Here is a 25,447-nt window from a genome sequence, read left to right as displayed (position 1 = left end):
TATAAATTTTAAATTAGCTCACACTTTGGTTTAAATTATCATCTATTTTTTTAATATCAAGAATCATTGCAACTTTTGATTCATTATTTTCTTTAATATCAACTAGACTTTCAACTAAAGTTCCAGAACCTAAAAAGTGATTTTGTATATGTTGAATTGAATCTTTTTCTACAACTGCAATATTTTCTAAAGATGAGACTAAAATACCAATACAATGTTGAGTATTGTTTTTATCATATTCAAGTAATATAATATTTTCTAACTCATCATCACTTATGTTTTCATTGATAAAATCTCTTATATCTAAAACTGAGATCAATTTTTCTTTATATAAAACCATCCCTTTAAAGTGATTTTTTTTATTCATTTCAATTGATTCTTCAAGTTTATCAATTCCTATTGAAGATACTACATTTTTAGCTTCAACTGCCAAAAACTTTTCTCCTAGATGAAAGGTAGCTAAATCGATACTATTTTCACCAATATGTTTATTTGAAGAGCTTATAAAATTTTTATTATCTTTATGCCCTAATCTATTTTTTTCATTTATTTCACCAATATAAATAAAAACAATACATAAAACATCATTTTGATAATCGTCTTTTACACTTTTATACTCTCTATATCCATTTGAACATTTAGAACCAACGGCATAATACTTACCATCAAACTTAATAATTTTACTATATTTTTGTGAATTTTTTAAATTAAAAAATTCATTATCAATATCTAATATTGAATCAACTTTGAAAGCTTCATTTGTTGATGATATTATCTTTTTATCTTTATTTGTAAAAAATGCAAAAACACCATCTTGTTTTTTTCCATCACTATCATTTGGCAAAGTCTCTTCTAACATCGCATTAAATTGTGGTGTTGAATCAAAGACAATTGCTATTCCACCATTTACTATATTTTCATTTTTTAAACTTCTTATTGCACTACAATAAATATAAGTTGATTGATTTTCATATAAACTTGTTTTATCAAATTTGGATACACAATATTTTGAAGTATCTTTTAAATGTAAAGTTTTATTTATCCAATCATCTGATAAAACTTTACCTACTAAATATTCATCTTTATCATTTGACACTGCAATTATTTTACCCTCTTTATCAAAAATTAAAAGATTTGTATAAACTGTATATAAATCATTTATATATTTTAATATTGAAGTTAATTCATCTTTTTTATAATTTATTGAATCAATATCATCTAAAGCCTCTCTAAAATATGATGTTAAAGCCCACCATCTACAATCATTTGCTCTTTCATATAAGTTTCTATCCATAATATCAATTGCCAATGAAGATAAAAATTCACTATCTTTTAAAATTGAACTAATAATAGTTTGAGTTAGATTACTAAGCGAAGAGTTAGCTCTTATACCTGTAACACCAATTTCATTTAAAAGTGATTTTGAAAAGTTTCTATTTGATGAGTTTTGTTTACTTTGAGATATATTACCATTCCAAATAACTCTATTTAAGTTATCTTGAATAGTTTTACTTTTATTAAATACTTCTTTTAAGTCTTTTGAAAAATGTTGCTCATTTCCCATCATTGAGTTTATAATATCCTTATCAACCTCTTTTGAGTTAATTTCATTACTTAAAAATGCATACTCAATTGGTATCATAATATGCCCATACCAGCCTAAACCTTTAAACCCTTGATAACCATTTGTAATACAAGTTTTAGCAATATAATCTCTACCTGCAAAAGATACAATTTTATAATCTTGATTTAATACTAATTCCAATTTAGAATTAAGTGCAATATGTTCAGTATCACTAGAAGAAATAACTACTGCATTTTTATCTAAAATTGTAATTGCCTCTTTATTTTTAGTATCAATTATATTTGAAAAAATTCCTTTCATTTCATCTTGAAATCTAAAGCATAAACATAATGCACCAAGTTTTTCTGAACTTGAGTCATTTGTTTTAGTTACTTTATATGAGTAAACTAAACTATTTTCATATTGTGGTATAAAATCATGATGCTTAAATGTTTCAACATACTCTTCATTACTATTTAAAATATCGTTTACAAAGTTTATATCTATTTTTTCAATTTTTTGTGAATCGTCAAGTCTTACTAAAACTTTACCTTTTGTATTTACTAAAACAATATCAAAATATACTGAATATTTAGCAACATACTCTTTGAATCTTTTTTGTATTTTATTTTTTAAAATTGAACTATTTTCATTATAATCTGATACATAATTTTGAATAAAACTTCTTATATCATCATCAGTTGCCAAAAAACCAATATCTGCAGTTCTTTCAAATAAATTTCTAATAACAACATCAATTGCAACTTGAGCTTTAAAATTCATCTCTTGAGTTACTTTTTTTATAGTTTGTTCGCTTAAATGATTTAATAAAATTGAAGTTAGATTTAAAAAATTCTCTTTTGTTTTACCAATATCTATATTGATATCTCCAAGTTGTCCTAAAAGTGCAAAAATATCCCAAGATGAGCTTAATCTTCCTAATTCTTCTCTATATTTATCTACGTCTTCTATATGTTTTATTATAGGATATAAATTTTTTTTTACATTTATTCCTTTATAATTAACAAGTTCTGACATTCTATTCCCCTAAATAATATACAGATATTATATAGCAAGATAAAAAAAATTATTATTCATTTTTGTATACAAATTACACAATTGTATACTTATTTGTACATATCTTTTAATGCTTGTGCAAAAATAAATATATTTGCTTGCCAATCTTTTTTAAAGATATTATTTTGAAGAGGTTTAGATTCAGAATTTTCAATAAAAAAATTTATGACTTTAGGTGAATACTCAGGGGCTACTAAAAAGTACCATACATTATTTTTTCTTGTAAATTCAATTGTTTCAGCTATCTGTTTTGCGTTAAGTTTCTCATTTTTCTTTTTATATAAATTAATTCCAAATCTAGCAGCATAATAATCCCAATAATCACCAAAGGCATAAATATTATAACTATTTAAACCAAACATTTGTTGTTTTATCAATAAAAAAATCTTATCGATACTTTTCAAAAAATTATCTAGATTTTTTTTATACAACTTTTTATTTTCTTTATCTAATTTAATGATTTCATTATAAACATTCAAAGTTATTTTTCTAAATTTTAAAGGATCCATCCAAATATATGGATTATTATTAATTTTTGTAATTCCCTTTGATACATCAATAATTTTAATATTACTAATAACTTTTAAATCTTTGATATAACTTTGTTCTCTAGGAAGATTTAATGTTAAATAAACACGAGCATAAGATATTTTTCTTAAATGTGATTTTGAAGGATATTCAGTCAAATATTTTTCACTAAACAATGAATTTGTATAAATATGCGTTTTTGCTATTTTTTCAATAATAAATTGTAAAGGGGGAATATCTACTGATATTTTAGTTTTTGCATATGCAAAATAAAAAGACAGAAAAAAAAGTATTATTACTATTTTTTTCATATCTTCTCTTTATAAAATTAAGATTGTTGAGTTTGTCTAATTCTTAGACTTAACTCTTTTAGTTGTTCATTATCTACTGGACTTGGAGCATCAGTTAATAGACATTGAGCTCTTTGAGTTTTAGGGAATGCAATAACATCTCTAATTGAGTCTGTTCCTGCTAACAACATAATTAATCTATCAAGACCCATTGCGAAACCACCATGACTTGGAGCACCATATTGTAGTGCATTTAATAAGAATCCAAATTTAGCTTGTGCTTCTTCTTCACTTATTCCCATTAATTCAAATACTTTTGCTTGAATATCTTCTTTATGAATTCTTATAGAACCTCCACCAAGTTCAGTACCATTTAATACAATATCATAAGCGATTGATTCTATATCTTCTAAATCATCTTTATTTAAATCTTTAGGCATTGTAAATGGATGGTGTAATGCTTTTGTTCTTCCATCTTCAATTTCAAACATTGGGAAATCAACAACCCATAAGAATTTATAAGTATCAGCAGGAATAATATCCATTTGATCTGCAAGATAAAGTCTAAATCTTCCCATATAATCCCATACAGTTTTCTTTTCACCTGCTCCGAAAAATACTACATCACCAACTTCTAACTCAGTAGCTTTAATAATATCTTCTAAGTCCTCTTCTGTAAAGAATTTAGTTAATGGACCTTTTAATCCATCTTCTTTCATTTGGAAATAACCTAAACCTTTAGCTCCAAATTTTCTTACATAATCTTCAAAACCTTTCATTTGTCTTTTTGAGAAAATATTATCTCCATTTGGACATTTTAAAGCTTTAATTCTATTATTCTTTTTATCTTTTGCAATTGATGCAAAAATTTCATTTGAAGATTTTTCAAAAATATCTATAACATCTACCATTGGCATATCAAATCTTAAATCTGGTTTATCAGAACCATATTTTTCCATTGCTTCTTTGTATGTCATTCTAGGGAAAGTAGAAGGAACTTCTTTTCCACAAGCAGTAAATACATCATAAATTAATTTTTCTGCTACTTTAATAACATCTTCTTGCTCACAAAAAGACATCTCAACATCTATTTGTGTAAATTCTGGTTGTCTATCTGCTCTTAAATCTTCATCTCTAAAACATTTAGCAATTTGAAAATATTTATCAAATCCAGAAATCATTAACAATTGTTTAAATAATTGTGGTGATTGAGGTAATGCATAAAACTCACCAGGATGTACTCTACTTGGAACTAAATAATCTCTAGCACCTTCTGGAGTTGATTTTGTTAAAATTGGAGTTTCAACATCTAAAAAACCTAATTCATCTAATGTATTTCTAACTTGAATAGTAACTTTACTTCTAAGTTTGAAAATATCAAAAGCTTTTGGTGTTCTTAATTCTAAGAATCTATTTCTTAATCTAATCTCTTCATTTACTTTTTCATCACCTAATTCAAATGGCATAGGTTTTGATTTATTTTCAATTGTTAATTCACTTACAACAATTTCAATTTTACCAGTAGTTAAATTTGGATTTTCTAATCCTTCACCTCTAGCTCTTACTTTTCCTGTTGCAATTAAAACAAACTCGTCTCTTACAGTCTCTGCTTTTTCTAAAGACTCTTTACTGTCTTGTGGGTCACATACTAATTGAACTAATCCACCTTTGTCTCTTAGGTCAATAAATATAATACCTCCGTGGTCTCTTCTACTGTTAACCCAACCACCAACAGTAACAGTCTCACCAATGTTTTTTTCAGTTACTTGTGTACAATAATGCGTTCTCAATTTCTAAACTCCGTATTTTAAATATTCGCGATTATAACTAAGATTTACTTAATCTTTTGAAATCCGTATTCTGTGTTTTTATACAATTTTGGTATATAAACGACTCTATTATTATTGATTTGCGTTTTAATCAAATTTTCATTATTATCATCAAAAAGCTTATCAACACCAACTAAGGTAGAATAATTTACCCAATCATAAACTATATCAATACCTAATAAATCCATTGTATCTTCTAATTTTGCATCTGTTTTATCAATTGAATTAGCAATTACAAAATTAACTCTATCTTTTGTTTGTGTTAAAGACACTAATAAAGGATTATAATTAATTTGAGTTGATAAAATAACCTCAGGCTCTTTTTCAAAAGCTCTAATTTGAGATAATAAAATAGATGTTTTAATAATAGAAGTATTTAAAGTAATAGAAGAATTTAAAAGTTTATCATCATCAACAAGACTTTTATAGTTATTATTTCTTACTTTAATCTCTTTTACTGCTTCAATATTATTTACATTGTTTTCATAAATCTTTTTAAGTTTTTTACCAAGGTAATTATTTTGATAAAACATTATATTGTTTTTATTTGATAGTGTTTGTAATAATTTTATTTGCTTAAGATAAGAAATACCACCATAAATGAAGTTCTTTTTTGTAGCCAAAACTTCATCAAAATTTATCAAAGGAAAATATACTTTCATATCACTATCATATGAAAAACTAGACATTATATCATACCCAGTATTTGTAAAAAGTGCAATTACATTATGAAAACCTTTTTCTTTTAATGCTTCATATTGTTTTTTTATAGAATTAATACTTTCAATAGAAGTATCAAAGCTTTGAATCATAAACCCTTTATTTTTATACAATAAATACCCTGTAATTGTATTTACTGTATTATTTGCATATTTACCTACTACATTAGAAGGATAAAGAATTGCAAGTTTAAAAACATTATTATCCAAATCCTCATCACTAATAGTTTTAGCTTCTTTAATTTGTGTTTGTTTTTGAAAAGATTCATTCTCATCAATTTGATTTTTAGGTTCTTGTTTATATGTAGGCTGAGTTTTTCTTACTTCTACTTGCCCTTTGGGGGTACAACCAAAAAATAAAAAAATTGCAACGAATATAAGAATTATATTTTTCAATTTATCTCCAATATTGATTTTATTTTTAACATATCATGATAGGCTTGCTTTTTTAGTGATGGATTTCTAAGTAAAATATTAGGTGAAAATGTTGGCAAAATATTATAATATTTATATGGTAAGATATTTCCCCTAATTTGTTCAAAGTTACTATTATCAGTTGATAAATGCTTATAAGCTTTTTCTCCGAAAGTAACAATAAGCATAGGATTTATTATCTCAATTTGTTTATTTAAATATAAACTACAACTATTTGCTTGAGATGTAGTAAAACCATCATGCCCTTTACATTTAACAATATTTGTAATATATATATCATCCAAATTTAGATTCAAAACATTTTGAATCATATTTTTTAATATTTCTCCACTTTTGCCAACATAAAATTCTCCAATAGAATCTTCACTACTACTTGGTTCATCTAAAATAAACATAATAGATGCATCACTATTGCCTTGTCCAAATAATACATTTTTTCTACTTTTACATAAATCACATAAATAACAGTTCTTAACAATATCTTCCAATTCAGTAATATTATCGGGTAAAGATGAATCAACCATACTATTATTACCTAAATCAACATTACTATGATAATTGTATCCTAATGATTTCAAAAAATTTAATTGATATAAAATTTTGTTTTTAACTGTTTTTGTCATTTGGCAATTTTACAGAATTTTTACTTTCACACTTATTATTTATAAACAAAGTCCTGAATCTAATATGATTTTATTTCTACCTTCATGTTTTGCTTTATTCATAAGAGCTTCTGCATACTCTATTGCTTCTTTGTAATTATTGTATTTATTTCTAAATGCCATAGTTGCACAAAATTGAACTTTTAATTTTATATCTTTATGAACAAATTTATTTGTTGATATAATATTTTTTACTCTTTTTAAATACTCTATTGCTTCATTTTCTTCAGTATAATGAACTAATGAAACAAATTTTTCACCGGTATATCTACAAACAACATCTTCTTCTCTTGTTAGTTTTTTTAAAATTGTTGCAAAAGTAGAAAGAATAGTATCTCCACATTCAAAACCATACTTATCATTTATTGATTTAAAATGATCTATATCATAAAAAACAATTGCATACTTTGATTTGAAAATTTCATATTCATTTTCTATTTTATCAATATTGGAAATAAATGATCTTCTATTATTAATACCAGTTAAAAAATCCAAATCTTTTTCTTTAGTAACTTTATCTAGTTCATTTTGAAGTTTATTTATCTCTTTATGAAGATAAACACAATCTTTTTGACCCTTAAATAGATCTCTTTGAGTTGACTCTATACCATGTTCTATTTTATAAATACTATCAATCAATTTACCTTGAAGAATTGCCAAATCACGAACAGAGTGTTTAGAAAGTTCTAATGTTTCTATCTCTTCTTTTATTACATGTAATTGTTTTGTTGTATCATTACTTTGAAGTATACACTTATCAAAATATTTACCCATTAAACTAATTACTTTTTTTACATCTTTTGCTTTTTCTTGAACAACTACTTTATCTCTTGATATTCTTTCATTTGTAAATTTTCGTAATCTACTAATAGTGCTATTTCTAATTAATTTTTGAGGATTACTTTTTAATTCTTCTTTTAATATATCAATTCTATCTTCAATTGTATGATCAATTGAAGGAACTAAAAAATAATTAATATGATTGATAAAATCAATTAATTCTTTATTTTTGACTCTTTTTAAAAGTAAATGAACTAATTCATAAAATGTAGATATATTATTCTCTCTTATAAAAAGTTGCTCTTCTTCGCTTAATGTTTTGTAAATTGTATCAAACTCTTTTAATTCATAATAATCATAATCTATACTCTTTGCTTGTTTTTGAAATTCTTTTTCATAATGAGAAGGTGTAGGTTTGATATCTTTTGCTGAAAGTGATTTAATAGTATCTCTAATAATCTTTTTTGTAGTTTCCATAATAATAACTTTTCACTTTATAATTTTATTATTATTTTATCAAGATTATTCTAAAAGAATAAAAAAAAGAGGCAAATTTTATTAATAGCTGCCTCTTTTTAGTAAATTTATTTATATCTGTGAGTGATTCTACCCTTATCCAATGAATAAGGTGTAATTTCAACTTTTACAGTATCTCCTGGTAAAATTTTAATGTAATGCATTCTCATTTTACCTGAAATATGACACAATACAACATGTCCATTATCTAATTGTACTCTAAACATTGCATTTGGTAATGCCTCTATAACTTTACCATCTACAACAATTACATCATCTTTTGCCACTTTAGTGTTCTCCCTGATTATCTACTGTACTTAAAATTTCTGCTTTACCATTAATAACAGCAACTGTATGCTCATAATGACTACCTCTTAATCCATCTTCTGAAACAACATCCCAATCATTTTCTAAAATAACTGGTTCTCTTCCTTCATGACAAATCATTGGCTCTAAACAAAATACCATTCCATTTTTAATTTTCGGTCCAGATTTTGGACTACCATTTTCTAAATAGTTTGGAATTTCTGGCTCATCATGTGGTTTTTTACCAATACCATGTCCACAAAATCTAACAAGTGGTTGATAACCTCTTGCAACGATAAAGTCTTCTATTGCTTTAGAAAGCTCTTTAAATCTCATACCTTCTTTAATTATACTAATTGCATAAAGTAATGAATCTTTTGAACAAGCAATAAGTTCTTCATCTTCTTTTGAAATTTTGCCGATTGGCATTGTAATAGCAGCATCACCATACCATCCATCTAACTCTGTTCCTATATCAAGACCTAAAATATCGCCTTCTTTTAAAACAGTGTCGTCAGGAATACCATGAATAATAACTTCATTTAACGAAGTACAAATAGCACCAGGGAAACCATATAGTCCTTTAAAAGATGGTCTCGCACCAAAGCTAGTGATAAAATCTTCACCCATTTTGTCAACTTCTTTCAAAGTCATACCAGGTTTCACATTTTCTCTTAGATAATTCAAAGTCTTCGCAACGATAATATTAGCGTCACGAAGTTTTTGTATTTCATTTGGTTTTCTAATTGCAATAGCCATAATTATAGACCAACCGCACTTAGCGTTTCATACTTACTAGTATATTGCTGTGCTTCAATTTTTCTCATTGTATCAATAGCAACTTGAACAACGATTAAAACTGCAACACCCCCAAAATAAAATGGAACACCCATAGCTTTAACTAATAACCATGGAAATGTTGAAATAGCTGCAAGGTATAATGATCCCCATAAAGTTAATCTACCTGCTACTTCATTTAAGAAGTTTGATGTAGAAGCTCCTGGTCTAACACCTGGAATAAATCCACCTTGTCTTTTTAAATTATCTGCAATATCTTTTGCATTAAAAGTAATACTTGCATAGAAGAATGCAAAAAATACAACTAATAAAAACATAATAATATTGAATGTATAACTACTTGGACTTAAAAAGTCTGCAATAGCTACTAAAATTTTGTTTTGACTTCCATGTAACACAGTTGCAGGGAACATCAAAATTGCTGATGCAAAGATAGCTGGAATTACACCTGATAAATTCACTTTAATAGGAATATAATTCATAACTCTTTTGTTTTGGTTTTGCATCATAACTTTTCTTGAATATGAAACAGGAACTCTTCTTTCCCCTAATTCCACATAAATAATTGCACCAACTGTAGCAAAAATTACTACTAAGATTGCAATTACTGTTAAAAAGTTCATTTGGCCATTGTTAACTAAATCAATAGTTCCTCCAATTGCACCTGGAATAGCTGAAACGATACCTGCAAAGATAATTAAAGAAATACCATTTCCAATACCTTTTTGAGTAATTTGTTCACCAATCCACATTAAAAGCATAGTCCCTGTTAACATTGATATTGCTGATACAGCAACAAAAGTATTCATATCAATAGAAATTGCGCTTTCTCCACCTTGACCTGTCAAAGAGTTTAATCCCATTGAAACACCAATTGATTGAATCAATGTAATAACAATAGTAGTATATCTGATGATTTGCATATATTTTTGCATCCCATCTCTCTCTTTTTTCATTTTACCAAGTGCTGGGAAAGTTGCTGCAAGAAGTTCCATAATAATAGAAGCTGTAATGTAAGGCATAATTCCTAGTGAAATAATACTTAATCGTGATACAGCATTACCACTAAACATGTTAACAAGACCTAATGCGTTATTCGCATTTGAATCAAAAAATTCTTTTACTACATCTATATTAACACCAGGTACTGGCACATATGCCAATACCCGATAAAGGAATATAAATCCTAAAGTAAGAAGAATCTTATTTATAAGATCTTTACTCATAATTATTTTCCAGTAGTTGTTACGTTTTCGTCTTTAATTTTTGATGCTAAATCTTTAGCAGTCGCTCCAATTAATTTAACTTTTGTAACTGCTTTAGATAATTTATATACTGATTTAATTGTTTCTAAAGTAATTTCATCTAATGTAGAGATTGCTTTAACTTTATCAACGTTAATTGAATAAGGTTTTGCAACTCTAGAAAAGAATCCTATCTTTGGAAGTCTTCTATGGATTGGTTGTTGACCACCCTCGAATCCTCTTTTATTTTTAAATCCGCTTCTAGATTTTTGACCTTTTTGACCTCTAGTAGAAGTCTTACCCATTCCTGAACCTTGACCTCTACCAACTCTTTTTACGTTTTTAGTACTACCTTCAGCTGGTTGTAAATTATGTAATGCCATCTAATTATCCTTTAATTCTAGCTAAAGCTTCAACTGTAGCTTGTACAAGGTTATTTGGATTGTTTGATCCTAAAGATTTTGCAATAATATCTTTAACACCTGATAATTCTAGTACTGGTCTAGCTGCACCACCTGCAATAAGTCCTGTACCTTCAGATGCTGGTTTAAGTAAAATTTTACTTGAATTATACTTATGTTCAATATCATGAGCAATAGTAGTTCCTTTAATAGAAACTTTTACTAATGATTTGAATGCATCATCTAAAGCTTTTTTAATTGCATCAGGAACTTCTTTTGCTTTACCAGTTCCAAAACCTACTGTACCATTTTTATCACCAACAACAACTAAAGCTGTAAATCTGAATCTTCTACCACCTTTTACAACTTTTGTTACTCTTCCGATTTTAACGATTGCTTCTTGAAAATCTTCTCTATTTACTGCTGCCATCATTAACCCTTATAGTTTAATTCCATTTTCTCTAAGTGCATCAGCAAAAGCTGCAACCACACCATGATACAGATAACCATTTCTATCAAATACAACAGTATCTATATTTTTTGCTTTTAAATCTTCTGCTAATTTAGCAGCTGCTTTAGAAGCACTCTCTCTAGATACGCTTAATCCTAAAGTTTTAGAATTAACTGCAGCTAAAGTGTTACCAGCAACATCATCAATTACTTGTGCTGAAACATATTTATTAGATTTAGTAATAGTTAGTCTAGGTTTTTCACTAGTTCCAGAGATATTACCTCTAACTCTACTTTTTCTTTTTATTCTTAAAGCATTCTTTTTTGCTATTTCTTTTGCTCTACTCATTACTCACACCTTACTTCGCAGTTTTACCAGCTTTTCGAACAATATGCTCTTCAACATATTTAACACCTTTACCTTTGTATGGTTCAGGTTTTCTAAAGCCTCTAATAATTGCAGCAGCTTGACCAACTTGTTGTTTGTCAGCACCTTTTACGTGAACTAAGTTTTTCTCAACTGTAATTTCTAATCCCTCAGGGATTTCGTAATTAATTGGGTGAGAGTATCCTAATTGTAGCTCAAGAACTTTTCCCTTAACAGCTGCTCTATAACCAACACCGTTGATTTCTAAAGACTTAGAAAATCCTTTATCAAGACCTTCCACAGCATTGTTAATTAATGCTCTATAAGTTCCCCAGAAAGCCGCAGCTTCAGGTTGTTCACCAATTTTAGTAAGAACAACACTGTTATCTGCTAATTCAATTCCAACTCTACCATGAGTTTCAACTGAAGAAACTTTGCTTCCTTTTTTAACATTTACTATTGTACCATCTACTGATACTTCAATTCCATTTGGTATTGAGATAGGTTTTTTTCCAATTCTAGACATTACACTCTCCTACCATACAGTACACAGTACTTCACCACCAACTTTTGAAGCATACGCTTCGTCGTTAGCAATGATACCTTTGTTAGTTGTAACAATAATAGTACCGTATCCGCTTTTAAAGTTTTTTAATTCGTTAAAAGATTTATAAACTCTTCTACCTGGTTTAGAAACTCTTTTAATTTCATTGATTACAGAGTTATCATTATCATCATATTTTAATGTAACTTGCACAGTTTTCTTATTATTTTCACCATCGATAACTTTGAAACTCTCAATATACTCTTTTTGTTGTAATACTTCTAAAACACCAACAACTGCATTTGAGTGTAATAATGTTGCAACTTCTAATTTTCTAAGTGCAGCATTTCTGATTCTAGTTAAAGCATCTGCGATTATATCATTCATCATAGCTTAAATTCTCCTACCAACTAGATTTTCTAACACCAGGAAGTAATCCCTCGTTAGCCATTTTTCTTAAACAAACTCTACAAAGACCAAAATCTTTATATACTGAATGTGGTCTTCCACACACTGAACATCTTGTATATGCTCTTGAAGAGAATTTAGGAGTTCTCTTTTGCTTAGCAATCATAGATTTCTTTGCCATTACGCTCTTCCTTTAGTAAATGGAATTCCAACAAGCTCTAATAATCTAAATGCTTCAGCATCGTTATCTGCAGATGTTGAAATTGAAATATTCATACCGTGAGTTTTGATGATATTATCATAAACTACTTCTGGGAACATTAACTGTTCGTTTAAACCAAAGTTAAAGTTACCTTGACCATCAAACCCATTTCTTTTAAGACCTCTAAAGTCTTTTACTCTTGGTAGTGCAATAGAACAAAGTTTGTCTAAGAAATTATACATATTTTCACCTCTTAGTGTAACTTTTACACCTACAGGCATTCCTTCTCTTACTTTAAAACCAGCAACTGATTTTTTAGCGATAACTTTAACTGCATGTTGACCAGAAATTAAAGAAATAGTATCTTGAATGTTTTGCATTAATTTACTATCTTTCATAGCTTCACCTGCACCAACAGAGATAACAACTTTATCTAGTTTTGCAGTTAACATTTTGTTTTTTGGAAACTCTGCTTCTAAAGCTGGCTTAATTTCGTTTTTATATTTTTCTAATAATCTTGCTGCCATAATTATTTACCTTCTACTTTTGCTACATTTGAGATATCAATAGGCATCTCTTTGTTAACAAATCCACCATCTTTATTTTCTTCTGATGGTTTAACAGTTTTTTTAGCTACTTTGCAATCTTTTACAATTACTTTGTTTTGTTTTGGTAAAACTTGTAAAACTTCACCAGTTTTACCTTTGTCGTCACCAGCGATGATTTTTACAGTATCACCTTTTTTAATTTTTAATTTGATAGCCATAATTATAATACCTCCGGAGCAAGTGAAACAATTTTCATAAAACCTGAGTATCTAACTTCTCTAGCTACTGGTCCAAAAATTCTTGTTCCAATTGGTTCTTTTTTACCATCAAGGATAACAGCAGCATTATCGTCAAATCTGATTAAAGATCCATTTTCTCTTTGAACTTCTTTATGAGTTCTTACAACTACTGCTTTAACTACTTGACCTTTTTTTACTTTTCCTGTTGGAAGAGCTTTTTTAACAGAAGCAACAATAACGTCACCAACTGTTGCGTATCTTCTTTTAGAGCCACCTAAAACTTTGATACACATAATCTCTTTCGCACCAGTATTATCAGCTACATTTAATCTAGAAAAACTTTGAATCATTATTTAACTCCTGTAGCTACAATTTTCTTTAATCTAAAAGATTTAGTTTTTGATAATGGTCTACACTCTATCGCAACTACAGTGTCACCAACATTTAATTCATTTTTTTCATCATGAACTAAATATTTTTTAAATCTTTTTACAGTCTTATGGTATTTTGGGTGTAAAACTTGTCTTGTAACTAATACAGAAGCAGTTTTATCTCCAGATCTTTTTACCACAACACCATGAATCTCTCTTTTATGCGTACTCATACTCTAGATCCTTAAGTTACTTAGCTGCAGTAATTGCTGTTTGAATTCTAGCGATGTCTTTTTTAACCGCTTTTAATTCAGATGTATTTGTTAACTGCATAGTTTTTAGCTTTGCTTTTAATTCAAAAAGAAGCACCTTTTTCTCTTTTAATAACTCGTTTAACTCTGTTAAGCTTTTATCTTTAATATCAGTATAATTCATTTTCGCTATCTCTTGTTACAATTTTAGTCTTAAATGGTAATTTATGTTGAGCTAAAGTTAAAGCTTCTCTTGATAACTCTTCGCTAACACCCGCCATTTCGAAACAAACTCTACCAGGCTTAATATTCATAACCCATTTGTCAACTGCACCTTTACCTTTACCCATTCTTGTTTCTAATGGTTTAGCAGTTAAAGGTTTGTCTGGGAATACTTTAATCCAAACTTTTGCTTGTCTCTTAACTTTTCTAGTCATAGCAATTCTGGCAGCTTCGATTTGTCTTGAGTCAATTCTACCATGTTCTAAAGCTTTAAGTCCGAAATCTCCGTAAGCTAAAAAGTTACCTCTTTGAGCTTTACCTCTATTTCTTCCTTTCATTTGCTTTCTGTATTTTGTTCTTTTAGGCATTAACATGATTATTTACCTCTTCTTTTACTTGGTCTTCTTTTTGGTTTAGAAGTTTCAGCTTTTTCTGCAGGGATACCTTTTGCAAGTACTTCACCTTTGAATATCCAAACTTTAATACCAATACAACCATAAGTTGTATGAGCTTCAGCAAAACCATAATCAATTCTAGCTCTTAAAGTATGTAAAGGAACTCTACCTTCTAAGTACCACTCAGTTCTAGCCATTTCAGCTCCACCAAGTCTACCAGAAACAGAAACTTTAATACCTTTTGCACCAGATTTAAGTGCATTTTGCATAACTCTTTTCATAGCTCTTCTGAATGCAACTCTTCTTTCTAATTGTTGAGCAACATTCTCTGCAGCAAGTTGTCCAGAGATTTGTGGTTTTCTTTCTTCTTTAATATTAACAGCAATTTCTTTTCCAACTAAAGCAGAAAGATTTGCTTTTAATTTTTCAACATCAGCACCTTTTTTACCAATGATAATACCAGGTCTAGCAGCAACGATAGTAACTCTAACTTTTTTAGCAGTTCTTTCAACTATAGTTTGTGCAACACCTGCATAGTATAATTCTTTTTTAACGAATTTTCTAATTTTATCATCTTCAGCAACGTTAGTTGGCATTTTTTGGAATGAAGGAAACCATCTAGATTCCCAGTTTCTATTAATACCTAATCTTAAACCTATTGGATTAACTTTTTGACCCATTATTTATCTCCTTTTTCAGCAGCAGCTACTTCAATCATAATGTGTGCAGTTGGTTTATGCTTAGGTGAAGCACTACCTCTTGCTCTTGGAGTAAATCTTTTTAGAACAGGTCCTTTATCTACTCTAGCAGATGTAATAACTGCCTCTTCTGGCTCTAAACCTGCATTTGCAACAGCAGATGCAATAACTTTTGAAATAATTCCTGCAGCTTTATTAGGAGTGAACTCTAATGAAGCAATTGCATATTCAGCATTCATACCTTGAACTTCTCTTGCAATTAATCTTGCTTTAGTTGGAGAAACTCTAATAAATTTTAATATTGCTTTACTCATTCTCTTAACCTACCTTCTTCTGTACAGAACCTTTATGACCTTTAAAAGTTCTAGTTGGTGCGAATTCACCTAATTTGTACCCAACATGATTTTCTGTAATTAATACAGGAACAAAGTTTCTACCATTATGCACGTTGAATGTAAATCCAATCATATCTGGTAAAATAGTAGATCTTCTTGACCATGTTTTGATAGGTTTTTTATCATTAGCTTCAGCAGCTTTGATAACTTTATTCATTAGGTGCTTATCTATAAATGGACCTTTTTTAATTGATCTTGCCATCTTAAACCCTTACTTCTTTCTTCTTGAAATGATTAATTTATCACTAGCTTTTTTCTTTCTAGTTTTGTAACCTTTAGTTGGCATACCCCATGGAGTAACTGGATGTCTTCCTGAGTTAGTTTTACCTTCACCACCACCGTGTGGGTGATCAATAGGGTTCATAGCACTTCCTCTTGTTTGAGGTCTAATACCCATATGTCTACTTCTACCAGCTTTTCCAACTACCATATTGATGTAATATTCATTTCCAACAATACCTACTGTTGCCATACAAACACCAAGGATTTTTCTCATTTCACCAGATGGTAATCTTAAGATAACGTATTTGTCTTCTCTACCCATAATTTGAGCATACCCACCAGCTGATCTTGCAATTTGACCACCTTTACCTGGTTTTAACTCAATATTATGAACCATTGTACCAACAGGGATACTGAAAAGTTTCATTGCATTACCTGGAACAATATCTAATCCTGATTCTGCAGCTTGAACTTTATCTCCTACTTTTAATCCAGATGGTTGTAAGATATATCTTTTTTCACCATCAGCATAAGAGATTAAACAAATTCTACAATTTCTGTATGGGTCGTATTCAATTGTTGATACTGTACCCTCAACACCAAATTTGTTTCTTTTAAAATCTATAATTCTATATAATTTTTTAGCACCTGCTTCTCTATGTCTAGAAGTGATTCTACCGTTATTATTTCTACCAGCACTTGCTTTTACTCTTTTAAGTAAGCTTCTTACTGTTGGTTTAGAAGTAATATCAGAAGTATCCATAACAGACATGAATCTTCTTGCAGGAGTTATTGGTCTAAATTTTTTTAATGCCATACTTTATACTCCTTATGCTGATAGGTTCGCTATTTCAGCGCCCTCAGGTAATGTTACATAGAATTTTTTGAAGTCAGGTCTTTTACCTAATCTTCCTCTAAATCTTTTAACTTTACCACTTTGTCTTAATGAGTTAACCTTTGAAGGTGTTACACCAAAATACTCTTTAAAAACTTCTTTTAAACCAGACTTAGTCATTCTAGGACTAGTTTGAACAACGATAACACCGCTTTCTTGAAGTTCTATAGTTTTTTCTGTATATAATATTGCTTTAATATCTGTAATATCTGCCATTTTTACGCCTCTTTTGTTAGTGCATCTAATACTGATTTTTCAATTAGTACTGAATGGTATGCAGAAATTAAATAAGCATTAACTTCTTGCTTTTCAATAACATAACAGTTTTTAATGTTTCTAAATGCTAAATAAGTTTTGTCATCAATTGTATCAACTACAACTAAAGTATCTCTTTTATTTAATTTATTTAAAACTGCCACTGCATCTTTAGTCTTACCTGACTCAACTTTTACAGAATCAACTACAAATAAAGAATTTTGACCAGCATGAGCATTTAAAGCATAAGATAATGCTAAAGCTTTTTGCTTTTTATTAACTTTTTGATTGTAGTTTCTTTTTGTTGGTCCAAAAATTTGTCCACCACCAACAAATAAAGGAGATCTTTTAGAACCCCATCTAGCACCACCTGAACCTTTTTGAGCTTTTGGTTTTTTACCACCACCACTTACTAAAGTTCTATTTTTAACTCTAGCAGTATTTGCTCTTAAAGATGAAAGGTATGACTTTACATAAATGTATAAGTTGTGAGAGTTAATCTCTGCATAACTTGCTGGTAATTCTAACTCACCATTATTTTCAAATTTTTCGTTTAATACTATTGCTTTACTCATTTAGCAACCTTTACTTTTCCTAATGCACCATTTGGTCCAGATACTGAACCTTTAACAACTAAAATACCTGTTTCAGCATCAAATGAAACAACATCATTTTTTACAGATACATTTGTATTTCCGTACTGTCCTGGCATTTTTTGCCCTGGTTGAACTCTACCTGGCCATTCGCAGTTACCAATTGACCCAGGAGCTCTATGAAATCTTGAACCGTGTGATTTTGGTCCACCAGCAAAGTTCCATCTTTTCATAACACCAGCAAATCCTCTACCTTTTGTTTTAAAAGTTGTTTTTAAAACAGTAGCTTCAGATAATCCAGAAACATCTAAGTCACCAGCTTCAGTATTTGCTACAGTCATTGTTGCAAATCTGTTAAACTCTTTACTTAAACTATATTTTTTTTGTTGCCCTTCGATAGCTTTATTAAATTTTTTACCATTTGAATAAGCTACGATTGCTTTACTGTTTTCAGTGATCTCACATACTTTTGTATCAAGAACTTTTAAAAGTGTAACAGGAACACTTGGAACTGAAACAGTTCTGCTCATACCGATTTTTTCAACTATGAATTCCATTTTTTACCCTTTCTTTTATTCTTGACCCATTGATCTAACTTCTACGTCCACTTCTGGAGCTAAATCAAGTTTCATTAAAGAATCAACAGTATCTGGAGTTGCAGCAATAATATCAATAATTCTGCTGTGTACTCTGATCTCAAATTGTTCTCTAGCGTCTTTATTTACGTGAGGTCCTTTAAGAACTGTATATTTTCTGATTTTAGTTGGAAGAGGAATAGGACCTCTCAACTCAGCACCAGTTCTTTTTACAGCTTCAACAATAGAAGCAACACTTCTGTCTAAAACTCTATGATCATAAGCTTTAAGCTTTAATCTAATTTTTTCCATTTTTTTCCTTTAAAGAACTCGTTAGATGTACCAAAAAAGCACCCTAACTATATTTTATGGACGCGGATTATAACTTATTTCCACTAAAAAGTCAACAATTATGGGCATCCTCTAAAAAAATATTTAAATTTATTTCCTTTTAATAAGGAATATATTGCTAATATTCAGTTTTTTTAAGTTATTTGCTATATTAATACCAACTTTTACTATTTTATTCCTTTTAAAAAGGAAATATTAAAATTAATTCTTATAAAAGTAATATTACAATAAACTTTTACATATAATAAGGAGCAATATGATTGAATATATTAATGAAATCTCAAAAGATGAAGATTATATAAGATACAACCATTTTCTAATTAGTGAAAATCTAAATGAACTTTTACACAAAGATTACTATTTATATAATACTAATGAATTTAACAAATCAGATTTAGTTGAAGAACTATACAATAAAAACTTTGTAAATAAGTATGATAAGGTTCAACACAAACAAATATTTGATTTATATATCAATAATGATAAGTTTAAAGAAAAAGCTCAATTTATCTATTCAATGATAGATAATAAGAAATTTGAAGAGTTTGCAAAAAATAATCCAGACATTGAAAATCCTGATGAATATACTATTATATATAATGTAGTTGATTCTGCTGGTGTTAAAGTTACTATGTATCAGTTAAACCTAACTGATATAGCTTTTGTATTTTAGATAATCATTTTTGATTATCTAAAATATTACTGATAAAATCCAGAAAATAATAAAATACCATCACTTTGTGCATTTTTCTTGTCATTTACTATTAAATCACTTATTATTGAGCCAACTGCAGGAGCAAATGTCATACCAAGCCATCCTAGTCCCATTGCATATGTAAGGTTATTTATCTTTTCATCTTTTCCAATTAATGGAATATCATTTGGAGTTAGTGGTCTAAAGCCTGTCCAAGTAACTTCATTTTTCATATCAAATGATTGATTATATGTAAAGAAGTTATTTTTTATACTATCTATTTGTTTTTGTATTACTTTTGGATCAGTACTTCCTATTTCTAATTTTGAAGTAAGTCTTACATTATCTCTTCTGGGAGTCATTACAATAAATAAATCATTAAATAGTGTAGAAGTTTTTGGTTTTAACTCTGTTGGCATTTCAAAAGTGATACTATAACCTTTTGCTGGTGTCATCATCAAATCTTTTTTGTATTGATTTGCAAGTAAAGTTTGGTATCCAGTTGACATAATAGTATGTTCTGCTTTGTATTGATTTCCACTTGAAGTTATAATATGTTTTATTTTGTCATTTTTTATTTCTAACTGTTCTACTCTTTCATTTAAAATAAACTCTACGCCTACTTCTTCTAAATGTCTTTTTAATTCACTCATAACTCTCTTAGAATCAAAGTGAGCATTTTTCTTAAATAGTATTGCACCTTTTGCTTTTGAAGTGATTGTAGGTACATACTCTTTGATTTGTGAGTAGTTTAATATCTCAAATCTATCATCATCTGGTTCATTATATTTTTTTAACTTAGCTTCATAACTTTTATCTTCAGTAAACACTGATAACATTCCATCTCTATGATAATCAAAATCTAAGTTATCTTCTTTTATCATTTTTTCATAAAACTGTAATGATTCTTCTCCAAATTTTTCAAAAAGCATCATTGTTTTTTTACATCTTTTTTCATTTGCACTTAATACAAATTTCATCAACCAATTATATAATTTCAAATCAGCACTTGGATGTAAAATAACAGGTGATTGGCCTTTTAGCATTAGTTTCAATGTATTTAATACTACACCAGGATAACTTAATGGTGTTTTATCATATGAAGATAAAAGACCTGCATTTCCAAATGATGTAGAGTTTGTGATATCATTTTCATCAATAATAGTAACTTGTCTTCCACTTTTTTGCAAAAAGTAAGCACAATTTAATCCAACAATTCCTCCACCAATAATTACTACATCTTTTTTCATAAAATATCCTTCACAAATATATAATCAATATATGATACAACAAATTTTTGGATTTTAAAAAAAATATTTATAGCACTATATATTTTTAATTTAGATTTTATAATTTAGTAACATTAAGAGTATCTTTTATATAATCAGAAAAAATTTTAGGAATATACATGAGCCAAATAAAAGAAGAGTTACTTGAAGTTGTAAATACAACAATGATACCAGAAGTAGAATCTTATATCCAAGACTTACATAAACTTATGGAAGATGGTGATAAAAGTGAAGATACTATGGATGAATCAAGAGAAATGGAAGATTTTTTAGTTGAGTTACAAAACATAGTACTTGCAATAAAAGAAAATAAAATGAGTGATGATCAAGCTCAAGATATATATGATAGAATAGAAGCTATGTTAGAAGAGCACTCTGCTCATGAAGGAAATATAGAAGAATAAAATTTCTTCTATTTAAACAAAATATTTAGAAGAGTTATCTTTTAACTTCTTAAATATTTCATTAAAATCAGCTGGATAAACTCTTGTTCCACCAATAGTAGATATAAAATTAGTATCACCAGCCCATCTAGGTAATGCGTGATAATGAACATGTTGAGCGATTCCTGCCCCTGCTACTTTTCCCAAGTTCATTCCTATATTTACACCTTCACAAGGCATTTGTTCTTTTAGTAACTTAACTGCTTGTCTAATTCTTACACTCATTTTTGCCCATACTTGATCTTCAAGTTCTTCTATTTTATCTGTATGAAAATGAGGTATAACCATCAAATGTCCTGGTGAATAAGGAAATTTATTCATCACTACATAACAAAATTCATCACTAAAAAGAACTTGATATTTTTCTTCTTCTACATGCTTTGAAATATGACAAAAAACACACCCTTCAATTTTTTCATCTGTAACATAAGAGTATCTCCAAGGTGCATATAAGTGTTCCATTTTTTTATCCTTAAAAACTGTCCCAGTTTTGAAGGGACCTTTATTTTATTATCTACTTTTAGCAGGATTTATAAAAAATCCTTAAAGTAGCAAACTCTAAAGAAAACAACGAGTTGTTTTTATTTAAAACTGTCCCAGTTTTGAAGGGACCTTTATTTTATTATCTACTTTTAGCAGGATTTATAAAAAATCCTTAAAGTAGCAAACTCTAAAGAAAACAACGAGTTGTTTTATCCTTATAAAACTATATAAAATTTGGTGCATCATTTGCAAAAAGAATTAAATCCCCTGCTCTAGTTTGTTTTGCAAGTGTATCTTCTAAAATAGATTTATCTTTTAGTATGATGATTTTTTCTTGGTCTATGTTATCACTTAATAGATGAGAATTCAATTTTCCAGTAATTATTGCAATATCAAAATATTTATTTATCTTCTTAGCTAAAAGAATATTTGCTTCATCTGTAGATTCAACCAATCCAGGAGTAATGATTACTTTTCTTCCTTCATAAGTAGAACATATATTTATAGCTTCTAGCATACCTTCAAGATTTCCATTAAAGCTATCATCAACTATTATTTTTCCACCAGCTTTGATTAGTTGAAGTCTATGAGGAACTGACTCTAAGTTCTCAAATGACATTTTAATCTCATCTAGACTCATTCCAAGTTCTAAAGCAACATAAATAACAGCAGTAAGATTTATTGCGTTAAAGCTTCCAAGAAGAGGTGCATGGAAATGTTGGAGTTCTCCATTTATTTTTACATCAAACCAAATTCCATCAAGATTACTGTGTGTGATATTTAGATTGTCAGGAAATTTTATAATCGAAGGATGGGGTTGTAAAGGTACACTTTCATGTACAAAACCTTTCAACATTCTTGGTGATCTTAATAATTCTGATTTAGTTTTAATAATATTATCTAAAGTTTTAAAATATTCAATATGTTGTTCACCAACACTTCCAACTACACAATATTGAGGTTCTAGAAATTCAGTTATTTCTGCAATATCACCCTCTTGTCTTGCCCCAGCTTCTGCAATATAAACTTCTGTATTTGTAGGTAAATCTCTATTTACATCTAAAACAATTCCTGCAATTGTGTTTACAGATCTAGGTGTTTTATATGTAGCAAATTTGTTTTTAAGAACTTGATATAAGTAATTTTTCATTGATGTTTTACCATAAGAAGCAGTAATAGCAACAATTTTTAAATCACTCATACTTTGTACTCTTTTTTTACCTTGATTTTTAAATGATATAAAAAATATCTTTTCTAAAATCGTTGAAATTACAAAAGCTAAAATTAAAGGAACAAAAATTGGTGAAAATACACAACTATCACTTGCTAAACAAAGCGCTTGAATTGCAAATGTAATAAACAATAGTATTGCCAAAAATCTTTTTACCCTTGAAGTTAATACAAGTGGTCTATCTAATTTTTTATTCCAAAAATAGAATAATGGTGAATAAAATACATAAAAGAATATATCAAAAGCAATGGGTTCTAAAAGGTAATAAATAAGAATTGGAAAGACAAAATAAGTAAAATGCCACTCTTGCTTATGGTGTTTAAGAACAACTCTTTCTAATTTATAATTATACCATTGTAGATTTGTAATCAAATACCAACCCAATGCCATAATAAAAATTATTTCAGTAAATAAATTAAAATATTCCATCTTCTATACTCTTTGCTATATCTTTTGCGTATTTACAAAAGAAATAGTGATCTCCTTTATATGATTTAAAAGTTGATTTTTTTATTAATTGTGATATTTTTTTTCCTGAATCCAATGAAGTTGCAGTATCATCTTCTCCCCAAAAAATCAATGCATTATTTGGAAATTCAGCAAATTGTGTTGTAAAGTCTTCATTTACAACATTTTTAAAAGTTTCATACATATTTTCACTCATTGAATCTACATCTTTACTTCTAAAAATTTTAGTGAAATTTTTCAAGCCAAGTTTATTTAAAATTTTTGAAAAAAGTATTTTTAATTTCACATTAAAACTTTTTTCTTCTAAAATACCGGCAGTACTTAATAATATCAAATTTTGTGGTTTTAGTAAAGTAGCAATTTTTCCACCATAAGAATGTCCAGCAATTGCAGTAGGCACAGAGTTTATAGCTTGTAAAAACTTATCAATTATAACTACATAATCTACAGTTTGAAGAATGTATTCATTTGAAGTTTTACCAAAACCTGGCATATCAATATAAATATGTCTAAAATTTGGTAGTGTATTGGAAAAGGCATTTTTCATTATTTGTTTATTGCTTCCCCAACCATGTAAAAAGACAATGTCCTTTTTTGCAGTTGGGTTTACTATCTCATAAGAAATATCAAACTCTCTATCAAATATAACTACATTTTTAATAGCCAATTACTTACCTTTACTAGCTTGTATTTTATTTACATACTCATAGTTTATTATAATATTTCTTCTTTTTGGAAGACTATTAGATAGTTTTTTAATAACTTCATCAAAATTAGAGAACAAATAATTTGCCATACTACCTGGAACTGGGTTTATTTCATTTAAATACACTTCACCCTCTTTTACAAAAAAGTCACATCTTATTAATGCTCCATCAAAAAGTGTATTATAAATAGTTTTAAAACTCTGTTTTATTTTTATTTCTAACTCTTCTGAAATATCTGCTTTTAAAGCTGTACTTGTTCTAGCAAAATCTAAGTATTTTTTATTGAAGTCTAAAAAATCAGCCTTTTGAGGCTCTTCAATAATTGAAAATTCAAACTCATCATTTATTTTACAACCAGCAAGATTATACTCTTTTACTCCAGAAATAAATGGCTCAATTATTACTGCATCATCAAATTCAAAAGCTACATCAAGTGCATATAATAGTTCTTCTGTTGATTTAACTATTGATACACCAATTGAACTTCCAAGTCTTACTGGTTTAATAATTACAGGAAATTCTTCAATATCAACTTCATCATTTTTAGTAAAATATTTATATTCAATTGTTTTTATATTCAAACTTGAAGCATAACCTTTAGTCAAGAATTTATTAAAACTTACGCTACAAGCTTCTTTTCTTGGTCCGATGTATTTTAGATTGTTGAATTCAAATAGTGATGAAATTACACCATCTTCTCCATCTCCACCATGCATCATATTTAAAAATAAATCAACTTCAATCTCTTTTGGTTTAGATAAAAACCCTTTTTGTGTAAAAAATGCATCTTTTTGTAATGAAAGTTTTTCACATTTTTTATATTCACCACTACTAAAAAGTTTTGATTTTATTTTATCATTTGGAATTAAATAAAAATCTCTATTTTGATCTAAAAATATATAAACTAATTGTGTGTTTATTACATCTTTCATTGCTATTGCTGAAACAATTGAAATTTCATGTTCATATGAAACCCCGCCAAAAACTATACCTAATTTCAAT

At 28.4% G+C, this 25,447-nt stretch carries 36 protein-coding genes; 2 read left to right on the top strand and 34 right to left on the bottom strand.

The window, feature by feature from the left end:
- Positions 1 to 13: 13 nt before the first annotated feature.
- The 29 genes from CRU93_RS06390 to rpsJ form a co-directional block, all read right to left on the bottom strand.
- On the bottom strand, positions 14 to 2,602 hold the full coding sequence (locus tag CRU93_RS06390) for a chemotaxis protein CheW (protein WP_129103356.1): 2,589 nt from the start codon (positions 2,600 to 2,602) through the stop codon (positions 14 to 16).
- 89 nt (positions 2,603 to 2,691) lie between these two features.
- On the bottom strand, positions 2,692 to 3,480 hold the full coding sequence (locus CRU93_RS06385) for a metal ABC transporter solute-binding protein, Zn/Mn family (protein WP_129103355.1): 789 nt from the start codon (positions 3,478 to 3,480) through the stop codon (positions 2,692 to 2,694).
- 17 nt (positions 3,481 to 3,497) lie between these two features.
- Positions 3,498 to 5,249 carry an aspartate--tRNA ligase gene (gene aspS, locus CRU93_RS06380; protein ID WP_129103354.1) on the bottom strand — a complete coding sequence of 584 codons (1,752 nt, stop codon included), beginning with the start codon at positions 5,247 to 5,249 and terminating at the stop codon, positions 3,498 to 3,500.
- A 44-nt stretch (positions 5,250 to 5,293) separates the two neighbouring features.
- On the bottom strand, positions 5,294 to 6,403 hold the full coding sequence (locus CRU93_RS06375; RefSeq protein WP_129103353.1) for a hypothetical protein: 1,110 nt from the start codon (positions 6,401 to 6,403) through the stop codon (positions 5,294 to 5,296).
- Complete coding sequence (locus CRU93_RS06370; RefSeq protein ID WP_129103352.1) at positions 6,400 to 7,065, bottom strand: uracil-DNA glycosylase; 666 nt, start codon at positions 7,063 to 7,065, stop codon at positions 6,400 to 6,402. Before CRU93_RS06370 ends, CRU93_RS06375 begins: the two co-directional genes overlap by 4 nt.
- A 39-nt stretch (positions 7,066 to 7,104) precedes the next feature.
- Positions 7,105 to 8,361, bottom strand: coding sequence for a GGDEF domain-containing protein (locus tag CRU93_RS06365; protein WP_129103351.1), 1,257 nt, complete (start codon positions 8,359 to 8,361; stop codon positions 7,105 to 7,107).
- Between the two features lie 107 nt (positions 8,362 to 8,468).
- Positions 8,469 to 8,687 (bottom strand): translation initiation factor IF-1, encoded by a 219-nt coding sequence (gene infA, locus CRU93_RS06360; RefSeq protein ID WP_129103350.1) that lies wholly within the window; start codon positions 8,685 to 8,687, stop codon positions 8,469 to 8,471.
- 1 nt (position 8,688) lies between these two features.
- On the bottom strand, positions 8,689 to 9,465 hold the full coding sequence (map, locus tag CRU93_RS06355; protein ID WP_129103349.1) for a type I methionyl aminopeptidase: 777 nt from the start codon (positions 9,463 to 9,465) through the stop codon (positions 8,689 to 8,691).
- A 2-nt stretch (positions 9,466 to 9,467) separates the two neighbouring features.
- On the bottom strand, positions 9,468 to 10,730 hold the full coding sequence (gene secY / locus CRU93_RS06350; RefSeq protein ID WP_129103348.1) for a preprotein translocase subunit SecY: 1,263 nt from the start codon (positions 10,728 to 10,730) through the stop codon (positions 9,468 to 9,470).
- A 2-nt stretch (positions 10,731 to 10,732) separates the two neighbouring features.
- The gene (gene rplO / locus CRU93_RS06345; RefSeq protein WP_129103347.1) at positions 10,733 to 11,131 is read right to left on the bottom strand and encodes a 50S ribosomal protein L15; all 399 of its coding nucleotides are present in this window, start codon (positions 11,129 to 11,131) and stop codon (positions 10,733 to 10,735) included.
- Between the two features lie 4 nt (positions 11,132 to 11,135).
- Complete coding sequence (rpsE, locus tag CRU93_RS06340; protein WP_099342177.1) at positions 11,136 to 11,579, bottom strand: 30S ribosomal protein S5; 444 nt, start codon at positions 11,577 to 11,579, stop codon at positions 11,136 to 11,138.
- A 9-nt stretch (positions 11,580 to 11,588) separates the two neighbouring features.
- A complete protein-coding gene (gene rplR / locus CRU93_RS06335) occupies positions 11,589 to 11,948 on the bottom strand; it encodes a 50S ribosomal protein L18 (protein WP_129103346.1) in 360 nt (119 codons plus the stop codon).
- 10 nt (positions 11,949 to 11,958) lie between these two features.
- Positions 11,959 to 12,492, bottom strand: a complete 534-nt coding sequence (gene rplF, locus CRU93_RS06330; RefSeq protein WP_129103345.1) for a 50S ribosomal protein L6 — start codon at positions 12,490 to 12,492, stop codon at positions 11,959 to 11,961.
- 9 nt (positions 12,493 to 12,501) lie between these two features.
- Positions 12,502 to 12,900, bottom strand: a complete 399-nt coding sequence (gene rpsH / locus CRU93_RS06325; RefSeq protein WP_129103344.1) for a 30S ribosomal protein S8 — start codon at positions 12,898 to 12,900, stop codon at positions 12,502 to 12,504.
- A 13-nt stretch (positions 12,901 to 12,913) separates the two neighbouring features.
- A complete protein-coding gene (locus CRU93_RS06320) occupies positions 12,914 to 13,099 on the bottom strand; it encodes a type Z 30S ribosomal protein S14 (RefSeq protein ID WP_129103343.1) in 186 nt (61 codons plus the stop codon).
- Positions 13,099 to 13,647 (bottom strand): 50S ribosomal protein L5, encoded by a 549-nt coding sequence (gene rplE, locus CRU93_RS06315; RefSeq protein WP_129103342.1) that lies wholly within the window; start codon positions 13,645 to 13,647, stop codon positions 13,099 to 13,101. Before rplE ends, CRU93_RS06320 begins: the two co-directional genes overlap by 1 nt.
- A gap of 2 nt (positions 13,648 to 13,649) precedes the next feature.
- Complete coding sequence (gene rplX, locus CRU93_RS06310) at positions 13,650 to 13,886, bottom strand: 50S ribosomal protein L24 (RefSeq protein WP_128989419.1); 237 nt, start codon at positions 13,884 to 13,886, stop codon at positions 13,650 to 13,652.
- 2 nt (positions 13,887 to 13,888) lie between these two features.
- Positions 13,889 to 14,257, bottom strand: a complete 369-nt coding sequence (rplN, locus tag CRU93_RS06305) for a 50S ribosomal protein L14 (protein WP_129103341.1) — start codon at positions 14,255 to 14,257, stop codon at positions 13,889 to 13,891.
- Complete coding sequence (rpsQ, locus tag CRU93_RS06300; RefSeq protein WP_099342169.1) at positions 14,257 to 14,511, bottom strand: 30S ribosomal protein S17; 255 nt, start codon at positions 14,509 to 14,511, stop codon at positions 14,257 to 14,259. The genes rplN and rpsQ overlap by 1 nt, the downstream gene beginning before the upstream one ends.
- Positions 14,512 to 14,527: 16 nt before the next feature.
- Positions 14,528 to 14,713, bottom strand: coding sequence for a 50S ribosomal protein L29 (gene rpmC, locus CRU93_RS06295; RefSeq protein ID WP_129103340.1), 186 nt, complete (start codon positions 14,711 to 14,713; stop codon positions 14,528 to 14,530).
- Positions 14,700 to 15,125, bottom strand: coding sequence for a 50S ribosomal protein L16 (gene rplP, locus CRU93_RS06290; protein ID WP_129103339.1), 426 nt, complete (start codon positions 15,123 to 15,125; stop codon positions 14,700 to 14,702). The genes rpmC and rplP overlap by 14 nt, the downstream gene beginning before the upstream one ends.
- A gap of 2 nt (positions 15,126 to 15,127) precedes the next feature.
- Positions 15,128 to 15,826, bottom strand: a complete 699-nt coding sequence (gene rpsC / locus CRU93_RS06285) for a 30S ribosomal protein S3 (protein WP_129103338.1) — start codon at positions 15,824 to 15,826, stop codon at positions 15,128 to 15,130.
- Complete coding sequence (gene rplV / locus CRU93_RS06280) at positions 15,826 to 16,158, bottom strand: 50S ribosomal protein L22 (RefSeq protein ID WP_129103337.1); 333 nt, start codon at positions 16,156 to 16,158, stop codon at positions 15,826 to 15,828. The genes rpsC and rplV overlap by 1 nt, the downstream gene beginning before the upstream one ends.
- Positions 16,159 to 16,162: 4 nt before the next feature.
- Positions 16,163 to 16,441: a 30S ribosomal protein S19 gene (gene rpsS / locus CRU93_RS06275; RefSeq protein WP_129103336.1), complete on the bottom strand. Its 279-nt coding sequence runs from the start codon at positions 16,439 to 16,441 to the stop codon at positions 16,163 to 16,165.
- Between the two features lie 9 nt (positions 16,442 to 16,450).
- Positions 16,451 to 17,278, bottom strand: a complete 828-nt coding sequence (gene rplB, locus CRU93_RS06270) for a 50S ribosomal protein L2 (RefSeq protein WP_129103335.1) — start codon at positions 17,276 to 17,278, stop codon at positions 16,451 to 16,453.
- Positions 17,279 to 17,290: 12 nt separating this feature from the next.
- Positions 17,291 to 17,572 (bottom strand): 50S ribosomal protein L23, encoded by a 282-nt coding sequence (locus tag CRU93_RS06265; protein ID WP_129103334.1) that lies wholly within the window; start codon positions 17,570 to 17,572, stop codon positions 17,291 to 17,293.
- 2 nt (positions 17,573 to 17,574) lie between these two features.
- On the bottom strand, positions 17,575 to 18,186 hold the full coding sequence (gene rplD, locus CRU93_RS06260) for a 50S ribosomal protein L4 (RefSeq protein WP_129103333.1): 612 nt from the start codon (positions 18,184 to 18,186) through the stop codon (positions 17,575 to 17,577).
- Positions 18,183 to 18,761, bottom strand: a complete 579-nt coding sequence (gene rplC, locus CRU93_RS06255; RefSeq protein ID WP_129103332.1) for a 50S ribosomal protein L3 — start codon at positions 18,759 to 18,761, stop codon at positions 18,183 to 18,185. The genes rplD and rplC overlap by 4 nt, the downstream gene beginning before the upstream one ends.
- Positions 18,762 to 18,776: 15 nt before the next feature.
- The gene (rpsJ, locus tag CRU93_RS06250; protein WP_079577065.1) at positions 18,777 to 19,091 is read right to left on the bottom strand and encodes a 30S ribosomal protein S10; all 315 of its coding nucleotides are present in this window, start codon (positions 19,089 to 19,091) and stop codon (positions 18,777 to 18,779) included.
- A gap of 295 nt (positions 19,092 to 19,386) precedes the next feature.
- Here rpsJ and CRU93_RS06245 point away from each other — a divergent pair, with 295 nt between their 5' ends.
- Complete coding sequence (locus tag CRU93_RS06245) at positions 19,387 to 19,803, top strand: hypothetical protein (RefSeq protein ID WP_129103331.1); 417 nt, start codon at positions 19,387 to 19,389, stop codon at positions 19,801 to 19,803.
- Between the two features lie 26 nt (positions 19,804 to 19,829).
- On the opposite strand, the gene CRU93_RS06240 is transcribed toward CRU93_RS06245, so the two are convergent.
- The gene (locus CRU93_RS06240; RefSeq protein ID WP_129103330.1) at positions 19,830 to 21,074 is read right to left on the bottom strand and encodes an FAD-binding oxidoreductase; all 1,245 of its coding nucleotides are present in this window, start codon (positions 21,072 to 21,074) and stop codon (positions 19,830 to 19,832) included.
- A gap of 158 nt (positions 21,075 to 21,232) precedes the next feature.
- Between CRU93_RS06240 and CRU93_RS06235 the strand changes: the two genes are divergently transcribed.
- Positions 21,233 to 21,517: a hypothetical protein gene (locus CRU93_RS06235; protein ID WP_129103329.1), complete on the top strand. Its 285-nt coding sequence runs from the start codon at positions 21,233 to 21,235 to the stop codon at positions 21,515 to 21,517.
- A 12-nt stretch (positions 21,518 to 21,529) separates the two neighbouring features.
- Here CRU93_RS06235 and CRU93_RS06230 read toward each other — a convergent pair whose 3' ends face one another.
- The 4 genes from CRU93_RS06230 to CRU93_RS06215 form a co-directional block, all read right to left on the bottom strand.
- Positions 21,530 to 22,018 carry an HIT domain-containing protein gene (locus CRU93_RS06230; protein ID WP_129103328.1) on the bottom strand — a complete coding sequence of 163 codons (489 nt, stop codon included), beginning with the start codon at positions 22,016 to 22,018 and terminating at the stop codon, positions 21,530 to 21,532.
- 244 nt (positions 22,019 to 22,262) lie between these two features.
- Positions 22,263 to 23,699 carry a UDP-N-acetylmuramoyl-tripeptide--D-alanyl-D-alanine ligase gene (locus tag CRU93_RS06225; RefSeq protein WP_129103327.1) on the bottom strand — a complete coding sequence of 479 codons (1,437 nt, stop codon included), beginning with the start codon at positions 23,697 to 23,699 and terminating at the stop codon, positions 22,263 to 22,265.
- A complete protein-coding gene (locus CRU93_RS06220) occupies positions 23,686 to 24,405 on the bottom strand; it encodes an alpha/beta fold hydrolase (protein WP_129103326.1) in 720 nt (239 codons plus the stop codon). The genes CRU93_RS06225 and CRU93_RS06220 overlap by 14 nt, the downstream gene beginning before the upstream one ends.
- A complete protein-coding gene (locus tag CRU93_RS06215) occupies positions 24,406 to 25,446 on the bottom strand; it encodes a D-alanine--D-alanine ligase (RefSeq protein ID WP_129103325.1) in 1,041 nt (346 codons plus the stop codon). It lies immediately after the preceding gene.
- Position 25,447: the final 1 nt, after the last annotated feature.

This window comes from Arcobacter sp. CECT 8985 (assembly GCF_004116495.1).
Taxonomy (GTDB): domain Bacteria; phylum Campylobacterota; class Campylobacteria; order Campylobacterales; family Arcobacteraceae; genus Malaciobacter.
The sequence above is the reverse complement of the archived record's forward strand: the minus strand, read 5'-3'. Positions and strand labels throughout refer to the sequence as shown.

Excerpts from the sequence above, each read along its gene's own strand:
- rplC (WP_129103332.1), bottom strand. The coding sequence starts at position 18,761 with ATGGAATTCATAGTTGAAAAAATCGGTATGAGCAGAACTGTTTCAGTT.
- secY (WP_129103348.1), bottom strand. The coding sequence starts at position 10,730 with ATGAGTAAAGATCTTATAAATAAGATTCTTCTTACTTTAGGATTTATA.
- rpsJ (WP_079577065.1), bottom strand. The coding sequence starts at position 19,091 with ATGGAAAAAATTAGATTAAAGCTTAAAGCTTATGATCATAGAGTTTTA.
- rplV (WP_129103337.1), bottom strand. The coding sequence starts at position 16,158 with ATGAGTAAAGCAATATTAAAATTTATTAGAGTTTCTCCAACTAAAGCA.
- rpsQ (WP_099342169.1), bottom strand. The coding sequence starts at position 14,511 with ATGAGTACGCATAAAAGAGAGATTCATGGTGTTGTGGTAAAAAGATCT.
- CRU93_RS06245 (WP_129103331.1), top strand. The coding sequence starts at position 19,387 with ATGATTGAATATATTAATGAAATCTCAAAAGATGAAGATTATATAAGA.
- rpmC (WP_129103340.1), bottom strand. The coding sequence starts at position 14,713 with ATGAATTATACTGATATTAAAGATAAAAGCTTAACAGAGTTAAACGAG.
- rpsH (WP_129103344.1), bottom strand. The coding sequence starts at position 12,900 with ATGATGAATGATATAATCGCAGATGCTTTAACTAGAATCAGAAATGCT.
- map (WP_129103349.1), bottom strand. The coding sequence starts at position 9,465 with ATGGCTATTGCAATTAGAAAACCAAATGAAATACAAAAACTTCGTGAC.
- CRU93_RS06390 (WP_129103356.1), bottom strand. The coding sequence starts at position 2,602 with ATGTCAGAACTTGTTAATTATAAAGGAATAAATGTAAAAAAAAATTTA.
- rplX (WP_128989419.1), bottom strand. The coding sequence starts at position 13,886 with ATGGCTATCAAATTAAAAATTAAAAAAGGTGATACTGTAAAAATCATC.
- rplP (WP_129103339.1), bottom strand. The coding sequence starts at position 15,125 with ATGTTAATGCCTAAAAGAACAAAATACAGAAAGCAAATGAAAGGAAGA.
- CRU93_RS06230 (WP_129103328.1), bottom strand. The coding sequence starts at position 22,018 with ATGGAACACTTATATGCACCTTGGAGATACTCTTATGTTACAGATGAA.
- CRU93_RS06265 (WP_129103334.1), bottom strand. The coding sequence starts at position 17,572 with ATGGCAGATATTACAGATATTAAAGCAATATTATATACAGAAAAAACT.
- CRU93_RS06240 (WP_129103330.1), bottom strand. The coding sequence starts at position 21,074 with ATGAAAAAAGATGTAGTAATTATTGGTGGAGGAATTGTTGGATTAAAT.
- rplB (WP_129103335.1), bottom strand. The coding sequence starts at position 17,278 with ATGGCATTAAAAAAATTTAGACCAATAACTCCTGCAAGAAGATTCATG.
- rplF (WP_129103345.1), bottom strand. The coding sequence starts at position 12,492 with ATGTCTAGAATTGGAAAAAAACCTATCTCAATACCAAATGGAATTGAA.
- rplE (WP_129103342.1), bottom strand. The coding sequence starts at position 13,647 with ATGGCAGCAAGATTATTAGAAAAATATAAAAACGAAATTAAGCCAGCT.
- rplN (WP_129103341.1), bottom strand. The coding sequence starts at position 14,257 with ATGATTCAAAGTTTTTCTAGATTAAATGTAGCTGATAATACTGGTGCG.
- rplR (WP_129103346.1), bottom strand. The coding sequence starts at position 11,948 with ATGAGTAGAGCAAAAGAAATAGCAAAAAAGAATGCTTTAAGAATAAAA.
- CRU93_RS06320 (WP_129103343.1), bottom strand. The coding sequence starts at position 13,099 with ATGGCAAAGAAATCTATGATTGCTAAGCAAAAGAGAACTCCTAAATTC.
- CRU93_RS06235 (WP_129103329.1), top strand. The coding sequence starts at position 21,233 with ATGAGCCAAATAAAAGAAGAGTTACTTGAAGTTGTAAATACAACAATG.
- CRU93_RS06225 (WP_129103327.1), bottom strand. The coding sequence starts at position 23,699 with ATGGAATATTTTAATTTATTTACTGAAATAATTTTTATTATGGCATTG.
- CRU93_RS06385 (WP_129103355.1), bottom strand. The coding sequence starts at position 3,480 with ATGAAAAAAATAGTAATAATACTTTTTTTTCTGTCTTTTTATTTTGCA.
- rplO (WP_129103347.1), bottom strand. The coding sequence starts at position 11,131 with ATGGCATTACATAATTTACAACCAGCTGAAGGTAGTACTAAAAACGTA.
- CRU93_RS06365 (WP_129103351.1), bottom strand. The coding sequence starts at position 8,361 with ATGGAAACTACAAAAAAGATTATTAGAGATACTATTAAATCACTTTCA.
- rpsE (WP_099342177.1), bottom strand. The coding sequence starts at position 11,579 with ATGGCAGCAGTAAATAGAGAAGATTTTCAAGAAGCAATCGTTAAAATC.
- rpsS (WP_129103336.1), bottom strand. The coding sequence starts at position 16,441 with ATGGCAAGATCAATTAAAAAAGGTCCATTTATAGATAAGCACCTAATG.
- rplD (WP_129103333.1), bottom strand. The coding sequence starts at position 18,186 with ATGAGTAAAGCAATAGTATTAAACGAAAAATTTGAAAATAATGGTGAG.
- rpsC (WP_129103338.1), bottom strand. The coding sequence starts at position 15,826 with ATGGGTCAAAAAGTTAATCCAATAGGTTTAAGATTAGGTATTAATAGA.
- CRU93_RS06370 (WP_129103352.1), bottom strand. The coding sequence starts at position 7,065 with ATGACAAAAACAGTTAAAAACAAAATTTTATATCAATTAAATTTTTTG.